We start from the raw sequence: 22,986 nt of genomic DNA, 5'->3' as shown, positions 1-22,986 counted from the left end.
GAGCTGACCGGGTTTGCCGCTGCAAGCGGTGGCTCAGTTCGTGGTCGCGCCCAGCCGGATCGATTTCGACCTTTTAATCGTTCGGCTCGGCGATCATTTTGACCATTGAGTTGACCGCCTCAGCAAATCTCCACAGCATACCGATTAGGGGGAGCGCCCAGCCGCAAGGCCAGGCACCCCCCCTTTTTGCTTCTCGTGTCATTCGGGATTCGCGCCGGCTGGCTGGATTTTGCCACAGTCTCAATCTAAGCTCTTCCCAAGCACACGCAGCAGCGCGGGGTGCAGCCAGTACTGGCTTAGCTCTTCACGTAATGCCCAGCGAAGTTCGGCGGCGTCCGAGGAGGCCTGGGCATGCGCTGGCAGCGAATCTTCTTCGAGGCGGCAAACGTAGTCGATGATGACGTAGTGATACTGCACGCGGCGCGGATCGGCTGCGGTATGCGGCTCAGCGGACGAAGGCGAACCGGCAAGCTCTTCTCCGGTCCTCTGCATCATCTGCTTCATTTGCATCCTCTGCATCGCATCTCCAACCAAAATGGGCGCGCCGTCCTCGTCTTGATAGATAATGCGATCCAGGACTTCGATCATCTTGATGACCCGCACGCGCAGGCCCGTCTCTTCGCGCACTTCGCGGATGAGGGCTTGCTCGAGCGTCTCGCCGACTTTCACCAGTCCGCCCGGAATGGACCATTCGCCCAGCGACGGCGCGCGACCGCGGCGCGCCAGCAGCACCCGCGCCGAGTTGCCCACGCCGTCAACTATGGCTGCGCCGACGCCCACCAGCGGCCGTTCCGGATACTCGCGTGCGCTCATCGTTTGGCCTTTCTCTGCTCTTTCATCATACTCGCATCCCCGCGGCCCACTTGACACCGCGCGATAATGCTGTTCTCTTGGCGGGCACTCCACAATTCTTTTCACCTTGCTAACGCGGATAGCGATACTATAATTTCCCTTGGCGCTCATCTTCGCGAACTCTGGGGCAAGTGCGCGGAGAGTCCCGCGAAAGCGGTGTCGCGTGTGAAGCGAACTATGCCGGGGCTAGTAAATTTTCCGTGTGGGGAATGATTGGAGGTCGCATGGCGCAGTGTCCTGAATGTGAAGCGATGATTGATATCGATCCTGATGAAATCGAGGAAGGCGAACTGGTGAGTTGTCCCGACTGCGCCGCCGAGCTGGAGGTCATCAGCACCAATCCGCTGGAGTTCAATCTGGCCAAGGACGAGGATGCTATTGATGATGATGATGATGAAGAGGATGATCCCGACGACGAGGATGAGGATGACGATGAGGACGACGACGAGGACGACCCTTACGGCGACGACAAAGACGACGATAAGGAGTAGCCGACTTGTTTCGGCGGGTCCTTGCCAAGCACCGTTATTGAGGCCAACTGCGTGAGACGTGGTAGCATCTAAGTAGACAGTCATGCATAGTATTCGCAAAATCGAGTTCTCAGGAAGTCGCGGAGTGTTTTCTGGAGTGGCGCGGGCGTGCGCCATTGCGCTGCTGGCCTCTTCTGGCTTCCTCGCTGCACCCATGGCGCTGGTTGCGCAGAACCGCGGAACCCCCAACGTAACCTTTCCCGGCCCGTCCAAGCGCGAGCAGCAGGTCATGAAGAACCTCTCCGGCCAGGTGGTGCAAGCCGGGCCAAATGACCAGAAGCTGGGCGTCGCCCAGGCGGTGGTGCATCTGAAGAATAAGAAAACCTCCGAGGTTCGCACGCGCATCGCGGGAGCGGAAGGCCGCTTCGTGATTCGCGGCCTGGATCGCGACACCGACTACGAAGTTCACGCCGAGTTTCAGGGCGGCGTCAGCGACAAGAAAACTGTCAGCTCCTTCGACGACCGTGACGAAGTCCAGGTCACGCTGGAACTGAAACCCGCCAACTAGATTTTCTTTCCCTCCTCGTTCCCTTCCCGCTGCATGATCCTTCGCCGCCGTGATATAATTTCTTCTTAACTCCACTCGACATCGTTTTCAAATCGGTTCAACTATCCGCGGGGGCTCATGAAATTCGGGGTAGTGGTATTTCCGGGCAGCAACTGCGACCACGACGCTTTTCATGCGGTCCAGGACGCCCTCGGGCAACAAGCCGCATTCTTGTGGCACCAATCAACTGACCTCGAGCGCTCGGACGCCATCATCCTTCCTGGCGGATTTTCCTACGGCGACTATCTGCGCACGGGCGCCATCGCCCACTTCGCGCCCATCATGGAGTCGGTGAAAAAGTTTGCCGCGCGCGGTGGGCTGGTGTTGGGCATCTGCAATGGCTTTCAGATCCTGCTCGAATCCGGCATGTTGAAGGGCGCGATGCTGCGCAACCGCAACTTGCGTTTCATCTGCCGCCCCGTGCATCTGCGCGTCGAGAATGTCGACACGCCCTTTACCAACGCTCTGCGCCCCGGCCAGGTGTTGTCCATTCCCATCAACCACGGCGAGGGCAACTACTACGTCGATGACGAAACGCTGGAAACCCTGCAGCGGCGCCGGGAGATTGTCTTCCGCTATTGCGAGGCGGATGGCGGCTTGTCGGATCGCGCCAACCCCAACGGTTCGCTGCATCACATCGCCGGCATCTGCAACCGCAGCGGCAATGTGATGGGCATGATGCCGCATCCGGAGCGTGCCTGCGAGGCGCTGCTCGGCTCCACCGATGGGCGCACCATTTTTCAATCGGCCATCAACGCAATTAGCGGAGCGTATGCGCGGCCCAAGGCTACAGAGGCGGTTGCGCCGCACCGCTAAGCCGCGGCGGCGGATTGGAAGTTTTGTGCGAGGCACGGGTAGCCACGGTGAGCGGTTTTCTCGCCGTGGGCTTTTGCGAAGCGAACCAAAAACCCACGGCGAGAAAACCGCTCACCGTGGCTACCAAGGCAGAAGAACCCTTGTCGACCATCACGCCAGAGTTGATTGAGCAGCATCAGATCACGCCGGAGGAGTATTCCCGCGTCCTGACCTTGCTGGGCCGTGAGCCTTCGCTCACCGAGCTGGGCATCTTCAGCGTGATGTGGAGCGAGCATTGCAGCTACAAGAGCTCGCGCATGCATCTGAAGCGGCTGCCCACGCGCGGCGCTCGCGTGCTGCAAGGCCCTGGGGAGAACGCCGGCGTGGTGGACCTCGGCCACGGCTTGGCCTGCGTCTTTAAGGTGGAGTCGCACAACCACCCCAGCTTCGTCGAGCCATTTCAGGGCGCGGCCACTGGCGTGGGGGGCATTCTACGCGACATCTTCACCATGGGCGCGCGACCCGTGGCCATCATGGACTCGCTGCGTTTTGGTCCCATCGTCGAAGACCGCACGCTTTCCTTGCCAGGTGGCGTACCCGTGAAGATCACCCAGAACCGCCGCATCCTGCGCGGCGTTGTGGGCGGCGTCGGACATTATGGCAATTGCTTTGGCGTGCCCAACGTGGGCGGCGAAACGGTCTTCGAAGCCTGCTATCAGGACAACCCGCTGGTGAACGCCTTCGCGCTGGGTCTGGCCCGCAAGGACGAACTCTTCTTCGCCAAGGCGGAGGGCGTGGGCAATCCCGTAATCTACGTCGGCGCCAAGACGGGTCGCGACGGCATTCACGGTGCCTCGCTGCTGGCATCGGCGCAGTTCTCCGGCGCGGACGGCCAGCAGAAGCGCCCCAACGTGCAAGTGGGCGATCCGTTCCTGGAGAAGCTTCTGCTGGAAGCCTGCCTCGAAGCCATGCACTCCGGGCGCGTGCTGGGCATTCAGGACATGGGCGCGGCGGGACTGACCTGCTCGACGTGCGAGATGGGCGGACGCGGCGGCGTGGGCGTCGAGATTGAAATGGACCTTGTGCCGCAGCGCGAGACCGGCATGACCGCTTACGAGATTATGCTCAGCGAATCGCAGGAACGCATGCTCCTGGTTGCCGAGCGTGGGCATGAGCAGGAAGTCATCGGCATCTTCAAGAAGTGGGGACTCGATGCCGTGGAGATCGGCACGGTGATTCCCGAGCCGGTGATGCGCGTCAAAGAGGGCGGCAAGGTGGTGGCCGAAATTCCCAACACCGCGCTTACCGACGAAGCTCCCGTGTACGACCGGCCCTGGGCGCCGCGGTCGCGCCTGGAGCCGCTCGATCCGCCCGCCGCGGTAAAGGCGCAATTCGATCATGCGCGCAGCGGAGAGGATCTGGCCCTGGACCTGGTGCGTCTGCTCGCCGCACCGAATATCTCCTCGAAGCGCTGGATCACCGAGCAGTACGACAGCATGGTGCGCACCAACACCATTACCGGTCCCGGCGGAGATGCGGGAGTGATCCGCATCAAGGAGACGGGCCAGGGGCTGGCCATGGCTCTTGACGGCAATGGCCGCTACTGTTATCTCGATCCCAGGCGCGGCGCGCGGCTGGCCGTGGCCGAGGCGTCGCGCAACGTCAGCGCCACCGGGGCCGAGCCCATTGGCGGAACCAACTGCCTCAACTTCGGCAATCCGGAGAAGCCCTCGATCCTGTGGCAGTTCAGCGAAGTCATCGACGGCATCACCGAGGCCTGTGAGGCGCTGTCAATTCCCATCACCGGAGGCAACGTCAGTTTCTATAACGAGACGGAAGGCCGCGCTATCTATCCCACTCCCGTGATCGGCGTGGTCGGCTTGCTGGAGAAGGCTGAGGCTCATGCCACGGCGTGGTTCCGCCCCACGGGCAGTCACGCCGGTCGCAGTATTATCGTGCTGGGCGGCGTAACCACCACAGATGAGAGTTTCGCGGTGAGCTTCGGCTCGTCGCAATATGCGCAAACGATCTTAGGAGAGTTGTGGGGCTTGCCGCCGTATGTGGAGATGGCTTATGAGCAGCGCGTGCAGGCCTGCTGCCGCCATCTGATTGCGGAAGGCCTGGTCGAATCCGCGCATGATCTGAGCGATGGCGGCCTGGCCGTGGCGCTGGCCGAGTGCGCGTTGTCGAGCGGCGTCGGCGCGAGCGTCAAGCTCAATCAAGCAGATGATGCCCGCCGATTATTGTTTGGCGAGGACGCCTCGCGCATATTGCTTTCGGCGACGAAGGAGTCGCGCGCGCGGATCGACCACATCGTTTCGCAATATAATATCCGCGCCGATGAGATCGGCGTTACGGGCGGCGAGGCGCTGGTCGTCTCGCAACAAGGCCATAAACTATTCAGCGTTTCTCTGGAATCGCTGCGGTCGGCCTACGAAGACATTTTCCCGGCTACGATTGAAGAGGTTCGCGTCTAGACGTTTGTTGCAACGTTTCTGGTGGGTCCCCCCGCGGGGAAGGAGATTACGGATGTTTCAGGAACAAGCCGCAAAAAAGAATGTGATCGACGACGACAAGTTTCACGATGAGTGCGGCGTCATGGCCGTCTATGGCCATCCGGAGGCCGCCAATCTTTCCTACCTCGGTCTTTATGCCCAGCAGCATCGCGGGCAGGAGAGCGCCGGAATTGTCTCGAGCAACGGGCGCCGTATCTGGCATCACAAGGGCATGGGACAGGTCGCCGAAGTTTTTCCAGAAGACAAGATGCGCGAGTTGCGCGGCTGGCTGGCCATCGGACACACCCGCTACTCCACGGCGGGCGACACTGTGCTGCTCAACGCCCAGCCTCTGATCGCCGGCTTCAACAAAGGCACCGTCGCGCTGGCGCATAACGGCAATCTCACCAACGCCCGTCAGCTCCGCCGCCAACTCGAAGACAGCGGCTCGATCTTTCAGACCACCTCGGACACCGAAGTCATTCTCCACCTCATCGCCCGCTCGCTCAAAAAGGACTTCGAATCGGCGCTGGCTGAGTCGCTGGCGCAGATTGAAGGCGCATTCTCCATCGTCCTGCTGCATGGCGACCGCATCTTCGCGATGCGCGATCCGCGCGGCTTCCGTCCGCTGGTGATGGGCGTGATCTCACGCAGCGAGAATCTTCCGCTGGGCCCGGAGCTGGGCCGGGAAGAAAGTTACGTCTTCGCCTCCGAGACCTGCGCCTTCGATCTGATCAGCGCGAAGTACGTCGGCGAAGTTGCTCCCGGCGAAATTGTTCGCGTGGACGCCGCCGGCCCGCATCGCTTCCGCTTCGCGCCCGAGGCGCAGCATTCGTTCTGCATCTTCGAGCATGTCTACTTCGCGCGTCCCGACAGCATGTTGTTTGGCCGCTCCGTGAATTCTTCGCGCGATGCTCTGGGGAGGCAACTGGCGCGCGAGGCTCCCGCTGACGCTGATCTGGTGGTTCCCGTCCCGGACTCCGGCGTGGCCGCGGCCATCGGCTATGCGGCTGAATCCGGCCTGCCCTTTCAGTTCGGGCTTATCCGCAATCACTATGTTGGCCGCACCTTCATCGAGCCCGAGCAGAACATCCGCGACTTCGGCGTGCGCCTGAAACTCAATCCGGTGCGCAGCTTGCTCGAGGGCAAGCGCGTGGTGCTGGTGGATGACTCCATCGTGCGCGGGACAACCAGCCGCAAGATTGTCCGCATCATGCGCGAGGGCGGCGCGCGCGAGGTGCATCTGCGCATCAGTTGTCCGCCCACGGTCGCGCCGTGCTATTACGGCATCGATACCCCCAACCAGAAAGAGTTGATCGCGGCCAATTACAGCGTCGATGGCATCCGTGAATACGTGGGCGCCGACAGCCTGGCCTATCTCTCGCTGGAAGGACTGCGCAACGCCGTCAACGACAAGGCCGGCGAGTTCTGCACCGCCTGCTACACGGGCAACTACCCGACCAAGCTGACGCCCTCCAATCTGGAGGCCTTGCATCGGCGCTAACTGCAACGCCCTTATCTTCGATCAGGATGCAATTGGGGCGGATACATTCTGGAAATTATATGGAAATTTATGTACAAAATAAGTTTGTAACTATATAATAAATAACGAAATAAATTGGAAATTATTGGTATTTGTAGTTGGAATTTAGTATGATTATTTCGTGCATATTTCTTACCTTGAACCCAGAGGCTGGCTACGCTATCAGCCGGACCAATTAATGGTTGCCTTGGCGGAAGCCAAGGCTGCGGTGCTATCGTTACAGACCGTTCCATACCAGCGCGAGTGGGTGGAGGATTTGCAGGAGCTGCAACTAAAGCGGGAGGTTGCGGGCACCTCGCGCATTGAGGGCGCGGAGTTCACCGAGCAGGAGCTCGACGCCGCGCTGGCTGACTCCCCAGGACAGCATTTTACCCGGTCGCAGAAACAAGCCCGTGCCGCGCAATTGGCTTATAAGTGGATTCGTGAGATTCCAGTTGATCGACCGATCGATCAGGCGTTAATTTTTGAGATTCATGCCCGCATGATCGCAGGCGCGGATGATGATCACCGCCCCCCGGGTCGGCTGCGTGGTCCAGATCAAAACGTAACTTTTAGCATTCCCTTGCATCGCGGCGTAAGCGGGGGAGAGGAATGCGAGAGAGTATTTGCAAAGCTATGCCGTTCCATACAGCAGGAATTCAGGGATCATGACCCCCTAATCCAGGCTCTGGCCGTGCATTACCATATCGCTGCGATGCATCCGTTTCTGGACGGCAACGGTCGAACGGCTCGCGCAATGGAGGCGCTATTGTTGCAGCGGGCGGGACTGCGGTCGATCTGCTCGATACCAATGTCGAATTACTATTGCGATGAAAAAGAGAGCTATCTGTCGACGCTCGCAGGCGTGCGCGCAGCAGATCATGACCTGACTGGATTTCTGAAATTCGGGCTTAAGGGCATCGCGGAGCAATCGCGCCGCGTGCTGGCCGATATCCGAGTGAACGTGCAGAAGGCGCTGTTCCGGAATTTGATGTTTGATCTGTTTCAACGTCTCCGCACCCCGAAACGCCGCGTGATCGTAGAGCGACAACTTGAAATATTGAAGCTGCTGCTGAAGGAGTCGATGCAGTTATGGCCGCTGATCAATGCTACTCTTCCTTTGTACAATTCTATGAAGGCGCCAACAAAGGCCTTTGCCAGAGACTTGACCGAGCTCGTGTCGCTGGAGGCAGTGACATCCGCCTCTGGAAATCCACTCCGCGATGGCCCTCTACTTTCAGTTAATTTGGACTGGCCCACGGAGATAACAGAAACCGAGTTCTTTTCACGCATCAAGCATCTTCCGAAGGCAAGAACTCACAACATGTTTCAATAGGAAGATTTGTGGGCGGAATGAAAACGAAAACTATTACTTACGCCGACTCCGGGGTCAATATTGACCGCGCGGAGAAAACCAAGAAGCGCATCGGGGCGCTGGCCAAGCGCACCTTCACGCCGCAGGTGCTGGCGGGCATCGGCGGCTTCGGCGCGCTCTACGGGCCCAATCTAAAGGGTCTCAAGTCGCCCGTGCTGGTCTCCAGCGCCGACGGCGTGGGCACCAAGTTGAAGGTGGCGTTCGCCACTGGGCGGCACCGCTCGGCGGCGGCGGATCTGGTCAACCATTGCGTGAATGACATCGCCGTGCAAGGCGCGCGTCCGCTCTACTTTCTCGACTACATCGGCAGCGGGCGCATCGAGCCGTCGGTAATCGAGCAAATTGTTTCTGGTCTGGCCGACGCCTGCCGCGCGCACGGCTGCGCGCTCATCGGCGGCGAGACCGCCGAGATGCCCGGCTTCTACGCCGACGGTGAGTACGACCTCGCGGGCTTCATCACCGGCATCGTGGACAAGAAGAAAGTGATCAACGGCGCGGGCATTCGCCCTGGCGACGTGCTGCTCGGCCTGCCCAGCGTGGGCCTGCACACGAATGGCTATTCGCTCGCCCGCAAGCTGCTGCTCGAAACCGCTGGATATAAGCTTGATGAGTTCATCCCGCGCCTCGGCTGCACCGTCGCCGATGAATTGCTCAAGCCGCACCGCAGCTACGCCAAGGCGATTTTCGCGCTAAACGACGCGGGGCTGCTGAAGGGCGCGGCGCACATCACCGGCGGCGGCATCACCGGCAACCTGCCGCGCATTTTTCCCAAAGGAATCGAAGCTCGCATCACGCGCGGAAGCTGGCCGGAACTGCCGCTCTACGGCCTGCTGCGCGCCATTGGCAACGTCCCCGAAAACGACATGTCGCGCACCTTCAACATGGGTATCGGGATGATACTCGTGGTAGCCGCGAAGGATTTGGCGAAGACCACCGCCGTACTGAAGAAGGCCAAAGAGAAATGTTTTCAGATCGGCACCACGGCCAAAGGCACCCGCGAAGTTGTCTATCTGTAGCCGTTGCGGTGCGACTCGGATCACTTGCGTTGTCATTTCGAGCGTAGCGAGGAATCTGCTTTTCAGCCTTCGCGCGCAACCAAAAGCAGATTCCTCGCTACACTCGGAATGACAACTAATAAGGCTGCAAGAGGACTCATGGCAAAGAAACGTATCGGTATTTTGCTTTCCGGGCGCGGGTCGAACTTCATGGCCATTGCGGACAATATTGCCGCGGGCAGGATTGACGCCGAGGTTGCGGTGGTCATCTCGAATCGCGCGGCGGCGGTCGGCATTGATGAAGCACGGCGGCGCGGGCTGGACGCGCGCGTGATTCCCTCGAAGGGCCTCGAGCGCGAGGCGTACGACCGGCAGGTCGTTGCGGTGCTGAAGGAGAAGCAGGTGGACCTGGTTTGCCTGACCGGCTTCATGCGGCTGATCAGCCCGTACTTCGTGAGCGAATTTCCGCAGCGCATCCTGAATATCCATCCATCGCTGCTGCCGTCGTTTCCGGGGCTGGAGGCGCAGCACCAAGCGCTCGATCACGGCGTGAAGATCACCGGCTGCACGGTGCACTTTGTGGACGAGAACCTCGATGCCGGGCAGATCATCCTGCAGGCCGCAGTGCCGGTGGAGGATGCCGACACCGCCGAAACTCTTTCCGCGCGCATCTTGAAAGAGGAGCATCGCATCTACTCCGAGGCGATTAATATTGTATTGTCGGACCGCTGGCGCATTGTGGGCCGTCGCGTGCTGTCGAGTTAGTTTTGCTCACTACACTGTCCTTCCGAGCGTGGCGAGGAATCTGCTGTTGCTGACGGGTCCGCTTGTTGACGCGCGCGGCTCTGTGAAGGAAACAACAAATTCCTCGCTTCCCGATTTGTCGGGACAGGCCGCTAGGAAAGACAAGCGATCTTTATTCTAGAGGATGCGATGCAATCCAGCCATTTCATATCTCGGCACTTGCTTTGGGTGACGCTCCTTCTCGTTGCGTTTTTCCTGCACACTGCATCCGTGCTTCACGCCGAACTCGACGACGCGGAAGCCGAGGAGCGGGTGAGAAAGCTTCCCGCCTCCGCACTTGATGCCAAGCTTCCCAAGGAGCCGTTCGGCGCATGGCTCCCGCGCGTGGCCGGCCCCCAAGCCAAAATATTCTTGGAAGTCAACGATTGCGGCGAGCAGACTGGCGACCCTTCCGTGGATGAGGGGCGCGACTTCCCCGCCTGCGTGCAGGTCTCCGCATTCCTCCCGGACGGTCGTGAATTCGGCGTGTTGGTGGCTGTGGGAGCGTGGGAAAAGGGATTCGTGGGCAAGCCGACCGTGCGCCAGGTTTATTGGGCCGAAGGCCAGCAGACTCACGATCTGGAGCGGTTGAGCGATATTCCCGAAGAGATCAAGAATGGTCCCGCCGACCCCGCCGACGGAGAAGAAGCCCCCGCCACATCTCCGGCAACACAATGACCCAGAGCATCACCTCGTTTGAGACCTCCCGCCTGCGCGCCGTGCAGGTTTTCGATCATCATTTCGACGACCTCTGTAGCCTATGGCGTGAGGAGCAGGTCATGGCTTGGTCAGGAGGTGTCCAGTCAAGCGAGCAATGCCGCGGGATGTTCCGCGCCGCTGTTGAGCACTGGGATCAATATGGTTTTGGCCGCTGGGTGTGGTTTGAAAAAGACGGCGGCGCGCTCGTTGGCCTGGCGGGGTTTCGCTGCATGACGGTTGACGATTGGCCGGAAGTAACGCTCGGCTACCTGTTAAAGCCCGGCTATTGGGGCCAAGGCTACGCGACAGAGATCGCCGGCGCATTGGTTGGTCTGTCGTTTGCACGCTTAGGGATGGAAAGCATCATCGCGCTGACTGCGCCGGGAAATGCCGCCTCGCGCCGCGTTCTGGAAAAGGTTGGCATGAAGTACAACCGCGAAGGTATGTACGAAAACCTGCCGCACGTAATCTACGAAATCACTCGTGCTGAGTGGGCCGCAGCACATTCCACGAAGTAATCACAAGGCGTTGTTGGTCTGCTACCTTCCAAACTACTTGTACAAGCTGTCGATGTAGCCGTTGTCGTCAAGCTCCTTGATGAAGCTCGCGTCGAAGAAGTCCTCCGGCTTATGGCGGCGCATCTCGTGCGAGTCGTAGATCTGCATGGTTGTCTTGATGCCCTCGATGGACGGATACGGTTTGCGCGGCAGCGTGGCGGCGTCGGCGTACATGGCCTTCAGCTTTTCTATATCTGTAATGCCCCACCACTTCTTCATGGACTCGTAGGCGACGTTCGGGTCTTTCTTGAAAAGCGCGATCGCTTCCACCATGGATTTGGTAAAGCGTCGCGCCGCCTCGCGATTCTCGCGCACCCAGGTCTTCGTCGTGCGCACGCCGGAGCCGGCGATGGGCATCTTCCATTCCGTCAGATTGAATAGCACGGGAAAGCCCGCCGCGCGCGCCATGGTGCCATGCAAGTTATCTCCGATGATGGCGTCCACGCGCCCGGTTTGCAGGCCATCGACGGTCAGCGCGCCGGCCATCATCGACACATCGAAGACCGGATCCCAGCCCATGCGCTTGCACAAACTCAGCGCGATGTAATGAGTCATTGCCCCGACGCCGGAAAATCCGATGCGCTTGCCCTTCAGATCCTCCACGCGCTTGATGTCGGGCCGCGCGATGATCGACCAATGGACCACCGGGTCCGTGGTGGCCAGAATCACGCGGTCCCAATTGCGAATGTCAGTAACCACGCCGACGGTTAGGGGCGTGCCTCCCGAGATGAGGATCGCCGCTTCATCGCTCTTCACCAGGTTCGCTGGGACATTCACGCCGCTGCGCCGCGCAAAATCCGCCGCGCCCGTGGTGTAGAACACGTCCGCGTCGAGGCCGTTCTTCGCGTAGATGCCCTGATCGAGCGCGATCTGAAACGGAACTTTCTGAATCTCGACATCCCCGAGCGCAATTTGAATAGGGATTTTCTGCTGCGCGCGGGCCACCGCACAGATGCAGAGGATGGCCGCTACAACATGAAGTGATACTAACCGTCGTCGTAGTCTCATGAAAGTCCTCCTACAAATTCTTCTGTTGCAGATTCTACACTTGCTCCCTCGCGCTGTCAGCAGCCATTCAGCGACGCTGCTTCGCCGCTTCAAACAGCACGATGCCGGTGGCCACGCTGACGTTGAGCGTCGAGATTTTTCCGGGCGCGGGAATGCTCACCAGAAAATCACAGTTCTTGCGCGTCAATTCGTGCAGGCCCTTCTCTTCTCCGCCCGCAATGATGGCCGCGCGACCGCGATAGTCCACCTGGTCATAAAACTTTTCGGCGCGCTCATCGAGGCCGATGGTCCAGAAGGATTCTTCCTTCAACCGCTCCATGGCGCGCACCAGGTTTCCCACTTGGACAACGGGAAGATGCGCCAGCGCGCCGCTGGCGGCCTGCACAACGGCTGGCGTCAGCCCGGCGGCACGACGTTCCGGGATGACCACCGCGGCGGCACCGGCGGCGCACGCCGTGCGGATTAACGCGCCCAGATTGTGCACATCCTGCACGCCATCGAGCAGCAACAGCAGCGCTTTTTCGGGTAACTTTGCGATGACGTCTTCTAACTCCGCGTAGCCATAGCCGCCAATCACCGCCACCGCTCCCTGATGATGCGCACGCCCTGCCAGCCGATCGAGCGCAGCACTCGGCTCGAAGCGCACGGCGATTCCGCGCTGGCGACATAGCTCCACTAATTCCTGCAATCGTGAATTCGGTTTCTGCTGGCCTTGGAGCACATGCAGACGCTCCACGGTTTGAGTCCCGCTTTCGACTGCTTCGCGCACGGAATGGATTCCGCAAATTTTATCCATAGCCCTTATCACGACCAGCCGAGCACAGTGTTCAGGATTCACCAATCTATCACAACGATGGCCCCCGCTAAACGAACCACGGCGCACGACCTGCGCATATAATGGAGAGTAGGCCGTGCTCGGAGGAGAGCGTTTTTTGTCATTTCTGAACTCATCTTCACATTCCGATTCCACCGCGCCGGCGGGCTCCGTCCCTCCCTCCCACGATGACGTGTTCGCCCGCCTGCGCGTAACCACCCGCGCCTTGAAGCATCGCAATTTCAGGTTGTTCCTCACGGGCCAACTGCTCAGCGTGATCGGCACATGGGTGCAGTCGGTGGCGCAGAGTTGGCTGGTCTACAAACTCACCGGCTCGACGGTGATGCTGGGGCTGGTGGGATTCGCCTCGCAGTTTCCTTACTTATTCTCGCCCATCGGTGGCGTGCTCGCCGACCGCTTCAATCGTCGCAAGCTGCTGATCCTTACCCAAACGCTGATGGCTGCGCAGGCCGTGGTGCTCGCCTGGCTGACGCTCAATGGCCGCATTGAGCACTGGACGGTTTTTTATATGGCGCTGGCGCTCGGCGTCATCGGCCTGTTCGAACTGACGGCGCGGCAGTCGTTCGTAGTCGAGATGGTGGGCAAGGAAGACCTGATGAACGCCATCGCGCTGAACTCCAGCATGTACAATCTGGGCCGCGTCATCGGGCCGTCGGTGGCGGGCATTCTGCTGGCGTCCATCGGCGAGGGCTGGTGCTTCGCCGTCAACGCGGTTTCTTTCATCGCCGTCATCATCGGCCTGCTGATGATGCGTCTGCCGCCAACGCCGCCGCGCACGAACCATAGCTCGCCGGTCGCGCAACTCCGCGAGGGAGCGAATTATGTCCTGCAAAGCAAGCCCACGCGCGCGCTGCTCATCAACCTGGGCATCCTCAGCGTCTTTAGCTATCCGGCCATCGTGCTGATGCCCGTCTTCGCCGACCGCCTGCTGGGCGGCGGGCCTAAAACGCTGGGTTACCTGCTGACCAGCTTCGGCGCCGGTGCTATGGTAGGCGCGCTGATGATGGCCTCGCGCATCGACCTGAGCGGCATCAGCCGCCGCATCGTGCGCTCCACGCTGATCTACAGCGTCGCACTGCTCGGCTTCGCCTTCGTAAGCTGGCTGCCGCTGGCCTGCCTGCTGGTGGCCATCACCGGCGGCGGCATCATGACCCAGATCGCCTCCACCAACACCGCGCTGCAATCCATCACGCCCGATCACCTGCGCGGGCGCGTCGTCGGCTATTACGGAATGATGTTCCTCGGCATGGTGCCCATCGGCAGCCTGATAGCCGGGTGGCTCGGCGACTGGATCGGCGTGCGCTGGACCGTCGCGCTTACCGCCGCCGCTTGCATCATCGCCGCACTGATCTTCGACCGCCGCCGCGCCGTCGTGGTGGACGCCATCCGGCAGCTCGGCCGGGCGTAGCCCATTTTAATAAATGGTGTGGAGTTTCCGAATTCCAACCGAGCCCCGGTAGGGGTGATAGAAAGTGAGAAGAAAACTCTTTCGCCCCTGCCGGGGCTATTTGTTATTTACGTTTGTAAGCCCCTGGCTCACGCCCGGGGCTACTTTATGCCGCCCCTACGGGGCTGAGAACTTCTCTACAGCAATCCTGAGAGTAGCTTAGACTGGCACCGTTGGTGCCGTCCCCTGAACACCGTTTGAGCTGTGAGCGTAATTAGGAGAAAATACATGTCGATCGTAAAGGTCCAGAAAAATTTCTAATTAACTATCCCTTCGCCGTTTCGCGATCAGGCCAAGATTAAGGTCGGAGATGTGGTCGAGGTCAGGGCAGTAGGCAGAGGGATCACAGTAAAGCGCGCGAAGGCTGCCGATCAGAAGAAGTTTGGTCGTGTTCGCGCAACGAGGACTGTTCGCGCTTCGCGTGCCCCTGCGACTACTTTGCAGCGACCAGCTCGCGCGCGGTGAACAGCGCGTAAAACGGGCACAACGGCTCGATGGCCTCGCGGCCGCCTTCTTCGCGGTCCACCAGGCAGACCGCCGCCACGACGTTCCAGCCAGCGGCCTTGGCGTGTTCAATGGCCTGAATAGCCGAGCCGCCTGTGGTACAGGTGTCCTCCGCGATCACCACGGGCGAGCCTTCCGGCCCGCGCCAGCCCTCAATCAAATTCTGCATGCCGTGCTTCTTGGTCTCCTTGCGCACGATGAACGCCGAGACCGGCGCGATGATCTTCTTCTCGGCATGGTGCAGGTGGCTCATCGCCGCGACCGCCGCCACGATAGGGTCGGCGCCCAGCGTCAGCCCGCCGATGGCCAGCGGATACGGCTTCAGATGCTGCAGCACTTCCAGCACGCTCAGCGCGGTGTAGTACGCGCCTTCGGCATCGAGCGTTGTCGTGCGGCAGTCGAGATAAAAGTTGCTCTTCTTCCCCGACGACAGCGTGAAGTCGCCGAGCTTCACCGACTTCTCGCAGAGGATGTTCTTTAATCGTGTGCGGGTATCCATCGTTTGTGATTCCTTCGTGGGGGTCCGCTTGCTGACGCGCGCGGCATTGTGGGATTTATCACTTATTCCACCGTGACGGATTTGGCCAGGTTGCGGGGCTGGTCCACGTCGCAGCCGCGGCGCACGGCGATGTGATAGGCGAGCATCTGCAAGGGGACTACTTCGAGCAACGGCGTGAGCAACTCCGGTGCGGGCGGGACTTCGATAACGTGGTCGGCGATGCTGCGCGCGTCGGTGTCGCCTTCCGTCACTACGGCGATCACGCGACCGGCGCGGGCCTTCACCTGCTCGATGCCGCTCAGCACTTTTTCGTAGCCCAGCTCGCTGACCGCGTTGCCGCGCTCCTGCGTGGCGATCACCACCACGGGCATCTCTTCATCGATCAGCGCGATGGGGCCGTGCTTCATCTCGCCGGCGGGGTAGCCCTCGGCGTGGATGTAGGAGATTTCTTTCAGCTTCAGCGCGCCTTCGAGCGCGATGGGGTAATGAATGCCGCGGCCGAGATAGAGGAAATTGCGGCTCTTGAAGAAGACGCGCGCCAGTTCGTCAATCTGCTGATTGCGCGCTAAGGTCATCTCGATCTTGCCGGGAATCTTGGCCAACTCTTCGATCAGCCGGAGCGACTGCTCGGGCGATACCTGCCCGCGCTTCTGCCCCATGTGCAGCGCCAGCAGCAGCAGCGCGGTGATCTGCGAGGTGAACGCCTTGGTGCTGGCAACGCTGATCTCCGGACCCGCATGCGTGTAGAGCGTGCCGGCGGCCTCGCGCGTGGCCATGCTGCCCACCACGTTGCAGATGGCCAGCGTCTTCGAGCCTTTCTGCTTGCTCTCGCGTTGCGCGGCTAGCGTGTCGGCGGTCTCGCCGGACTGGGTGATGACGATGGTCAGAGTCTCGGCGCCGACGATGGGATCGCGATAGCGATACTCCGAGCCGTAGTCCACCTCTGTCGAGATGCGCGCCAGCCGCTCGATGAGCACCTTGCCCACCAGCCCCGCATAATACGACGTGCCCATGCCGACGATCTTCACCTGCTGAAAGCGGCGGAAATCTTCGGCGGTGAAATCCCAATCGTCGAGAATCACTTCGCCTGTGGGCAGGCTCACGCGTCCGAGCGTGGTGTCGCGCACGGCCTGCGGCTGCTCATAAATTTCCTTGAGCATGAAGTGCTTGTAGCCGCCCTTCTGCGCCTGCACCGGGTCCCACATCACACGCTGCGGCTCGCGGCGAATTTCGTTGCCGGAAAAATCGGTGAGCTTCACCCCGGCAGTGGTGATGACGGCCAGCTCGCCGTCAGCGAGGAAAAGCATGTCGCGAGTGTGAAACAGAATGGCGGGAATATCGGAGGCGACAAAATATTCCTTGTCGCCGATGCCCACGACCATCGGCGGCCCCAGCCGCGCGGCGACAATCTTCTTCGGATCGCTGGCGGCGATCACCACGATGGCATAGACGCCCTTCATCTGCGCGATGGCGCTCGCGACAGCCAACTCCAAGCGTTTCCCGCCCGCAGGCAGCGCAGCCATTTCTTTTTCGATCAGGTGGGAGATGATTTCGGTGTCGGTCTCGGTTAAGAACTTGTGGCCTTCGGCGGTCAGTTGACGCTTCAACGCCAGATAATTTTCAATGATGCCGTTCTGCACCACAACAATTTCGCCGGTGCAGTCGCGATGGGGATGGGCGTTCTCTTCCGTGGGCCGTCCGTGCGTGGCCCAGCGCGTGTGGCCGATGCCGTAAGTACCATCGAGCGGCTGTGCTGCCACGACCTTCTCGAGATTACGCAGTTTGCCGGAGGCGCGGCGGACATCGAGTTTGCCCTGAGCGTCCACCACGGCGATACCGGCCGAGTCGTAGCCGCGATACTCAAGGCGCTGCAACCCTTCTAGGATCACCGGCACAACTTTCTTTTCACCGATGTAGCCAACTATGCCGCACATAATTTTCTCCGGGCGTGTAGCAATTTGTCATTCCGCGGAGCACCGCGACGAGGAATCTGCTTTCCCAGAGTGGTAGCAAAGCAGATTCCTCGCTACGCTCGGAATGACAATCATTCGATTAGCTGCCCATGCTGATCTGATACTCTTCGATGACCGGGTTGGTGAGCACTTCGCGCGCGATCCGGTCGGCCTCCGCGCGGGCCGCATCGGGACTCAGCGAAGCGTCGAGGTCGATGGCGAAGTATTTGCCCTGCCGCACGCCCTCCACATGTTGAAACCCGAGTCCGCGCAGCGCGGACTGAATGGTCTGCCCCTGCGGGTCCAGCACTGTCTTTTTTAAACTCACGTATACGTTGGCGCGAATGGTTGTTTTTTCTGCGGTACTCATTTTTGTTGACACCCACCTGTCTGCCTCATGGGCATTCGTTCGGGCGCTGCAAATTCCTGCGGGACCCGCGGATGCGAAACACTATGTTACCATTGCTCGGCAACGAGATCGCCAACGAGGTCTTTACTGATGAGCGGTAAACACAAGCTACCCTGGATGGCCATTATCGCGCCGGGAATTCTGGTGGCGACAACTGGGGTCGGCGCGGGCGACCTGCTCACCGCCAGCATTGCCGGGTCGAAGGCTGGCCTCGCGATTCTGTGGTCGGCGGTGATTGGCTCGTTTATGAAGTGGACGCTCAACGAAGGCATCGCGCGCTGGCAGATGGCCACCGACACCACGCTGCTGGAAGGTTGGGTCACCAAGCTCGGTCGTTGGATTCAATGGGTGTTCATCGCCTATTTCCTGCTCTGGACTTTCTTCGTGGGCGGAGCGCTGATCACGGCCTGCGGCGTGGCCGCGGCGTCGATTATCCCGCTGGGCGATCCTACCACGTCGAAAAATATCTGGGGCGTGGCCCACTCCATCGCGGGACTGGCGGTGGTCTGGCTGGGCGGCTTCGCCATCTTCGAGAAGGTGATGCAGACGTTCATCGCTTTCAAGTTTGTCGCCGTTCTGGTAACCGCATTCCTGCTTGTTCAGAATTGGGGAGCGGTGGCGCACGGGTTAATCGTCCCGAGCATCTCGTTTGAAACACTGCCGTGGATGCTGGGAGTGCTGGGCGGAGTGGGCGGAACAGTCACGCTGCTCTCCTACGGCTACTGGATTCGCGAGAAAGGCCGCACCGGCGAAGAGGGCGCGCGCATCTGCCGCATTGATCTTGCCGTCTGCTACATTCTGACTGCGATCTTCGGCGTGTCCATGGTCATAATCGGATCGCGCATTCAGCTCGAAGGCTCCGGCATCCGCCTCGCCGGACAACTCGCCGAGCAACTGGAGATGGTGCTCGGCCCCTCGGGTCGCTGGATATTTCTCTTTGGCTTCTGGGGCGCGGTATTTTCGAGCCTAATCGGCGTATGGCAGAGCGCGCCATACCTGTTCGCCGACTTCCTCTCGCTGCGCAAGCACAAGGGCGCCGCGTCTTCTGTCGAAGTAGTCGCAACGCTGCGCTCCATCGACCTGAAGAAGACCGGCGCGTATCGCGGCTACTTGATCGCCATCGCGCTGGTGCCCATGGCCAACCTGTTCATGACAGTCGAAAAAATTCAGCTCGCCTACGCCGTGATGGGCGCGATGTTCATGCCCATGCTGGCGCTGACCCTACTGGTGCTGAACAATCGCACCCGCTGGGTGGGCGCGCGCTTCCGCAACCCCTGGTGGATCAACGCCACGCTGGTCGCCACCGTCCTGCTGTTCGCCTACGTCGGCTACCTGCAACTCAGCGGCAAGATGATCTCCACCGGCGGCTAGGCGCTAATCCGCTTTCAGGACTTCGTTGAGGGAGCCGGAGCGGAAGCCTTCCATGTCCAGCGTTATGTACTTATAGCCTAGCGCCTTGAACTTCTCTGCGAGAATCTGCGCCATCTGCGGATTGAGCGCGCGAGGCAGTTCGTCCGCGGCGATCTCGATGCGCACCAGCTCGCCGTGGTGGCGCACGCGGAACTGGCGGAAGCCGAGCGCGCGGAGAGAGTCTTCGCCGTGGTCGATGGTCTTCACGGTTTGAATTGTAACCGGAGTGCCGTAAGGGATGCGCGAAGAAAGACACGGCGACGCCGGACGATCCCACACCGGAAGGCCGACCTCTTTCGCAAGCTGACGAATCTCCGCCTTGGTCAATCCCGCATCGAGCAGAGGCGAACACACGCCATGCTCAGCGGCGGCGCGATGCCCGGGGCGGTAGTCGTGAACATCGTCCGCGTTTACGCCGTAGGCAATCGCGGCGTATCCGCGCGCGCGCGCCAGGTCCGACAATTTCCCAAACAACTCATCCTTGCAATAAAAGCAGCGGTCCGGCGCGTTGGCGATGTAAGTAGGATTATCAAACTCCGCCGTGCGGATAATCTCCAGCGGAATATCGAAATCGCGGGCAAACGCGATGGCGTGCTCACGTTGCGACTCGCCAAGGCTCGGCGAATCAGCCAGCACCGCAAGCATCCTGTCGCCCAGCGCCCGCCGCGCCGCCCACGCCAGGTAAGCCGAATCCACCCCGCCGGAATAGGCCACGAGTGCGGATTGCAGAGCTCCGAGTTTTTTCTCCAGCAATTCTGCTTTTCCTGCGATTTTGTTGGCGCCCATTTTCATTGGGATACTGTCGCGGTCGGATTGGCTGTCACAATTGGTGACCTCCAATTTTCAAACTTTTCTTCGGGATAATGAAACATTACGCCGTGCGACAACAGGCAGCGGATATTTCGCTTGGATGCGATCAGGTATTGTGATCACCTTTGTCAACTCGCAGCAGGCGCACGGCTAGGCCGGGATCTGCTCGAAGGAGAACTGCGTAATCTCGGCGCGATCTTTGGCGTGCTCAATCGTGAACCCGCAGATATTGCCCTGCGAATCCAAATCCAAAAGGGTGTTTTCGTCGAGGTCCCGGGTCTCCGCCACTTCAACGGCGCGAGGCTCGATGCACAGGGTATCCGTATCCTGAAAATATTTAATCTTCATAGCGCAAATGTCCGGTCGAAAAAGGCGTTGTGAACCGTTTCGCCATTCGGCAACAGTATAGCGCGCAAATACCTTACTGGATCAGCGGCGGCTTCTCTTCCTCTTCGCCGTTATCTTCTGACGGCGGGATGAGGCAGGTTGAAGCGATCTGGTCGCCTTCGTCGGCGCGCAGCAGGCGGACGCCTTGCGTCGAGCGGCCGGCGGAGCGGATGGCGTTGGACTCCAGGCGAATGATCTTGCCTTGCTGGGTGATGATCATCACTTCGCTGTCTTCGCTGACGTTCATGATGCCGATCACTTTGCCCTTTTCCGGCGTGGTCTTCAGGTTGATGATGCCTTGTCCGCCGCGGCCCTGCACGCGGTACTTGCCGAGTTCGGTGCGCTTGCCGTAGCCGTTTTCGGTGACGCTCATGATCCAGCCATCTTCCTCCACCGCGGCCATGCCCACGATGTAGTCGCCTTTCTTGAGCGTCATGGCGCGCACGCCGTGCGCCTGGCGGCCCATCGCGCGCACCTCTTCCTCGAGGAAGCGGATCGCTTTGCCGTCGTGCGTGCCCAGGAAAATAAACTGCTTCCCGTCGGTCTGCTCGACCGCAATCAACTCGTCGTCCTGATCCAGGGTGATGGCGATGATGCCGCGCGCCATCGGATTATCAAACTGCGAGAGCGAGCATTTCTTGATCACGCCTTCGCGCGTGGCCATCACCGCAAACTGGTCCTCGGCGAAATCCTTCACCGCCAGCACCGCGGTTACGCGCTCGCCCTGATCGAAGTTCACCAGATTGACGATGTTCTTGCCGCGTCCGGCGGTGCCGACATCGGGAATTTCATAGACCTTCAGCCAATATATCTTTCCGCGATTGGTGAAGATCAGCAGATAGCTGTGCGTGGAGGCCACGAAAAGGCGCTCGACGAAATCCTCCTCGCGCGTCTTCATGCCGATGCGGCCCTTGCCGCCGCGCCCCTGATTTTTATAGGTGTCGACGGGGGTGCGCTTGAGGTAGCCCTGGCGGCTGACCGTTACCACCACGTCTTCCACCGGGATCAGGTCCTCGAGATGAATCTCGGCCTGCTCCTCGATGATCTCCGTGCGGCGGTCGTCGCCGTAGTCTTTGGAAACCTCGCGCAGCTCGGAGATGATGATGCCTTTCAATTTTTTGTCGCTGGCGAGAATCTCTTCGAGTTCCTTGATGCTCTCGCGCAGCTCTTTCATTTCGTCGGCGATCTTCTCGCGCTCGAGGCCGGTCAACCGCTGCAATTGCAAGTCCAGGACGGCGCGGGCCTGAATCTCCGACATCTCGAAGTTGGCGATCAATCCTTCGCGCGCCTCGGCGGGATTTTTCGATGCGCGGATCAGCTTGATCACCGCATCGATATGATCGAGCGCCTTCTGGTAACCCTCTAAAATGTGTTCGCGCTCGCGGGCCTTGCGCAGATCATACTGTGTGCGCCGGCGCACCACCTCGACGCGGTGGTCGATGAAAATCTTCAGCGCCTCGGCCAGGCCCAGCTCGCGCGGCTGCCCCTGATGCACGGCCAGCAGGATCATGCCGAAGCTGGTCTGCATCTGCGTCTGCTTGTAAAGATTGTTCAAGATCACTTCGGCCTGCTCGCCGCGCTTCAGCTCGAAGACGATGCGCATGCCCTGGCGGTCGCTCTCGTCGCGGATATCGGAGATGCCTTCGATCTTCTTTTCCTGCACCAGCTCGGCGGCCTTCTCAATCAATCGCGACTTGTTCACCTGATACGGAATCTCGGTGACAATGATCTGCTCGCGATCCTTGCCCATTTTCTCAATGGCGGCGCGCGCGCGCATGATGAAGCTGCCGCGGCCGGTCTTATACGCATTCAGAATGCCGGCCTTGCCGTAGAGAAACCCGCCGGTGGGGAAATCCGGGCCGGGCACCAACTCAATTAATTTCGCCAGTTGCGTGTTGGGGTGCTCAATCAACTGAATGGTCGCGGCGATGATCTCGCGCAGGTTGTGCGGCGGGATGTTGGTGGCCATGCCCACGGCGATGCCCGACGAGCCGTTCACCAATAGATTGGGAATGCGTGTGGGCAGGCACACGGGCTCTTCGCGACTCTCATCGTAGTTGGGACGGAAATCGACCGTCTCGCGCTCAATATCGTCGAGCAGGCGCTCGGAGATCGACGACAGCCGCGCCTCGGTGTACCGCATGGCGGCGGGCGGGTCGCCATCGACAGAACCAAAGTTGCCCTGACCGTCCACCAACTCGTAGCGCATGGAGAAGTTCTGCGCCATGCGGACTAATGCGTCATAGATGGGCGAGTCGCCATGCGGGTGATAGTTACCCATCACTTCGCCGACGATTTTCGCGCATTTGCGATAGGGGCGGTTGGCGCGCAGGCCAGCCTCGTACATGCCGTAGAGAATGCGGCGATGCACGGGCTTCATGCCGTCGCGGGCGTCGGGCAGCGCGCGGCCGATTATCACGCTCATGGCGTAATCGAGATACGACTTGCGCATCTCGTCTTCGATGTTTACCGTGGACTGATTCTTCGGCAGCGGCAGCTCGGATTGCTGTCCATCGCCAGGCAGGTTGCCGCCAGGATTAGTCGGGGGATTAGTAGGTTGATCCGCCATGCGTTA

The 22,986-nt window shown here is 60.2% G+C and carries 22 protein-coding genes; 13 read left to right on the top strand and 9 right to left on the bottom strand.

The window, feature by feature from the left end:
• Positions 1-240: 240 nt before the first annotated feature.
• Entirely contained in the window at positions 241-813 is a 573-nt protein-coding gene (locus EXQ56_07960) for an NUDIX domain-containing protein (GenBank protein MSO20386.1), read from the bottom strand.
• Positions 814-1,076: 263 nt separating this feature from the next.
• Between EXQ56_07960 and EXQ56_07955 the strand changes: the two genes are divergently transcribed.
• The 10 genes from EXQ56_07955 to EXQ56_07910 all read left to right on the top strand — a co-directional run bounded on the left by EXQ56_07955 (position 1,077) and on the right by EXQ56_07910 (position 11,111).
• A complete protein-coding gene (locus tag EXQ56_07955; protein MSO20385.1) occupies positions 1,077-1,343 on the top strand; it encodes a hypothetical protein in 267 nt (88 codons plus the stop codon).
• Positions 1,344-1,425: 82 nt separating this feature from the next.
• Entirely contained in the window at positions 1,426-1,890 is a 465-nt protein-coding gene (locus tag EXQ56_07950) for a carboxypeptidase regulatory-like domain-containing protein (GenBank protein ID MSO20384.1), read from the top strand.
• Positions 1,891-2,007: 117 nt separating this feature from the next.
• The gene (gene purQ, locus EXQ56_07945) at positions 2,008-2,745 is read left to right on the top strand and encodes a phosphoribosylformylglycinamidine synthase subunit PurQ (protein MSO20383.1); all 738 of its coding nucleotides are present in this window, start codon (positions 2,008-2,010) and stop codon (positions 2,743-2,745) included.
• A gap of 140 nt (positions 2,746-2,885) precedes the next feature.
• Positions 2,886-5,201: a phosphoribosylformylglycinamidine synthase subunit PurL gene (gene purL, locus EXQ56_07940; protein MSO20382.1), complete on the top strand. Its 2,316-nt coding sequence runs from the start codon at positions 2,886-2,888 to the stop codon at positions 5,199-5,201.
• 52 nt (positions 5,202-5,253) lie between these two features.
• On the top strand, positions 5,254-6,723 hold the full coding sequence (locus tag EXQ56_07935; protein ID MSO20381.1) for an amidophosphoribosyltransferase: 1,470 nt from the start codon (positions 5,254-5,256) through the stop codon (positions 6,721-6,723).
• Between the two features lie 160 nt (positions 6,724-6,883).
• Complete coding sequence (locus EXQ56_07930; protein ID MSO20380.1) at positions 6,884-8,077, top strand: Fic family protein; 1,194 nt, start codon at positions 6,884-6,886, stop codon at positions 8,075-8,077.
• A gap of 17 nt (positions 8,078-8,094) precedes the next feature.
• Positions 8,095-9,132 carry a phosphoribosylformylglycinamidine cyclo-ligase gene (locus EXQ56_07925; GenBank protein MSO20379.1) on the top strand — a complete coding sequence of 346 codons (1,038 nt, stop codon included), beginning with the start codon at positions 8,095-8,097 and terminating at the stop codon, positions 9,130-9,132.
• Positions 9,133-9,270: 138 nt separating this feature from the next.
• Positions 9,271-9,876 carry a phosphoribosylglycinamide formyltransferase gene (locus EXQ56_07920; GenBank protein ID MSO20378.1) on the top strand — a complete coding sequence of 202 codons (606 nt, stop codon included), beginning with the start codon at positions 9,271-9,273 and terminating at the stop codon, positions 9,874-9,876.
• 249 nt (positions 9,877-10,125) lie between these two features.
• Positions 10,126-10,572: a hypothetical protein gene (locus EXQ56_07915; GenBank protein MSO20377.1), complete on the top strand. Its 447-nt coding sequence runs from the start codon at positions 10,126-10,128 to the stop codon at positions 10,570-10,572.
• A complete protein-coding gene (locus EXQ56_07910; GenBank protein MSO20376.1) occupies positions 10,569-11,111 on the top strand; it encodes an N-acetyltransferase in 543 nt (180 codons plus the stop codon). The genes EXQ56_07915 and EXQ56_07910 overlap by 4 nt, the downstream gene beginning before the upstream one ends.
• Before the next feature lie 33 nt (positions 11,112-11,144).
• Here the strand turns inward: EXQ56_07910 and EXQ56_07905 are convergent, their stop codons facing one another.
• Positions 11,145-12,158 (bottom strand): ABC transporter substrate-binding protein, encoded by a 1,014-nt coding sequence (locus tag EXQ56_07905; protein MSO20375.1) that lies wholly within the window; start codon positions 12,156-12,158, stop codon positions 11,145-11,147.
• Between the two features lie 67 nt (positions 12,159-12,225).
• Entirely contained in the window at positions 12,226-12,954 is a 729-nt protein-coding gene (rlmB, locus tag EXQ56_07900; GenBank protein MSO20374.1) for a 23S rRNA (guanosine(2251)-2'-O)-methyltransferase RlmB, read from the bottom strand.
• A 115-nt stretch (positions 12,955-13,069) separates the two neighbouring features.
• On the opposite strand from rlmB, the gene EXQ56_07895 reads away from it, so the two are divergent.
• Together EXQ56_07895 and EXQ56_07890 are read left to right on the top strand one after the other, a co-directional pair.
• Positions 13,070-14,401: an MFS transporter gene (locus EXQ56_07895; GenBank protein ID MSO20373.1), complete on the top strand. Its 1,332-nt coding sequence runs from the start codon at positions 13,070-13,072 to the stop codon at positions 14,399-14,401.
• Positions 14,402-14,707: 306 nt separating this feature from the next.
• Positions 14,708-14,905, top strand: a complete 198-nt coding sequence (locus tag EXQ56_07890) for an AbrB/MazE/SpoVT family DNA-binding domain-containing protein (GenBank protein MSO20372.1) — start codon at positions 14,708-14,710, stop codon at positions 14,903-14,905.
• Here the strand turns inward: EXQ56_07890 and pyrE are convergent.
• The 3 genes from pyrE to purS form a co-directional block, all read right to left on the bottom strand.
• Complete coding sequence (gene pyrE / locus EXQ56_07885) at positions 14,874-15,443, bottom strand: orotate phosphoribosyltransferase (protein MSO20371.1); 570 nt, start codon at positions 15,441-15,443, stop codon at positions 14,874-14,876. The genes EXQ56_07890 and pyrE overlap by 32 nt on opposite strands.
• A gap of 62 nt (positions 15,444-15,505) precedes the next feature.
• Positions 15,506-17,377: a glutamine--fructose-6-phosphate transaminase (isomerizing) gene (gene glmS / locus EXQ56_07880; GenBank protein ID MSO20370.1), complete on the bottom strand. Its 1,872-nt coding sequence runs from the start codon at positions 17,375-17,377 to the stop codon at positions 15,506-15,508.
• Positions 17,378-17,495: 118 nt separating this feature from the next.
• Positions 17,496-17,741, bottom strand: coding sequence for a phosphoribosylformylglycinamidine synthase subunit PurS (gene purS / locus EXQ56_07875; GenBank protein MSO20369.1), 246 nt, complete (start codon positions 17,739-17,741; stop codon positions 17,496-17,498).
• Between the two features lie 201 nt (positions 17,742-17,942).
• Between purS and EXQ56_07870 the strand changes: the two genes are divergently transcribed.
• A complete protein-coding gene (locus EXQ56_07870; GenBank protein ID MSO20368.1) occupies positions 17,943-19,175 on the top strand; it encodes an iron transporter in 1,233 nt (410 codons plus the stop codon).
• Between the two features lie 3 nt (positions 19,176-19,178).
• On the opposite strand, the gene larE is transcribed toward EXQ56_07870, so the two are convergent.
• From larE to gyrA, 3 genes are all read right to left on the bottom strand, one after another.
• Positions 19,179-20,006 carry an ATP-dependent sacrificial sulfur transferase LarE gene (gene larE, locus EXQ56_07865; GenBank protein MSO20367.1) on the bottom strand — a complete coding sequence of 276 codons (828 nt, stop codon included), beginning with the start codon at positions 20,004-20,006 and terminating at the stop codon, positions 19,179-19,181.
• Positions 20,007-20,174: 168 nt separating this feature from the next.
• Positions 20,175-20,372, bottom strand: a complete 198-nt coding sequence (locus tag EXQ56_07860) for a DUF2283 domain-containing protein (protein MSO20366.1) — start codon at positions 20,370-20,372, stop codon at positions 20,175-20,177.
• Between the two features lie 73 nt (positions 20,373-20,445).
• Complete coding sequence (gene gyrA, locus EXQ56_07855; GenBank protein ID MSO20365.1) at positions 20,446-22,980, bottom strand: DNA gyrase subunit A; 2,535 nt, start codon at positions 22,978-22,980, stop codon at positions 20,446-20,448.
• Positions 22,981-22,986: the final 6 nt, after the last annotated feature.

This window comes from Acidobacteriota bacterium (genome assembly GCA_009691245.1).
In the GTDB taxonomy this organism is placed as follows: Bacteria; Acidobacteriota; Terriglobia; order 2-12-FULL-54-10; family 2-12-FULL-54-10; genus SHUM01.
Note: the sequence above shows the minus strand (reverse complement) of the source record. Positions and strands in the feature narration are given on the sequence as shown.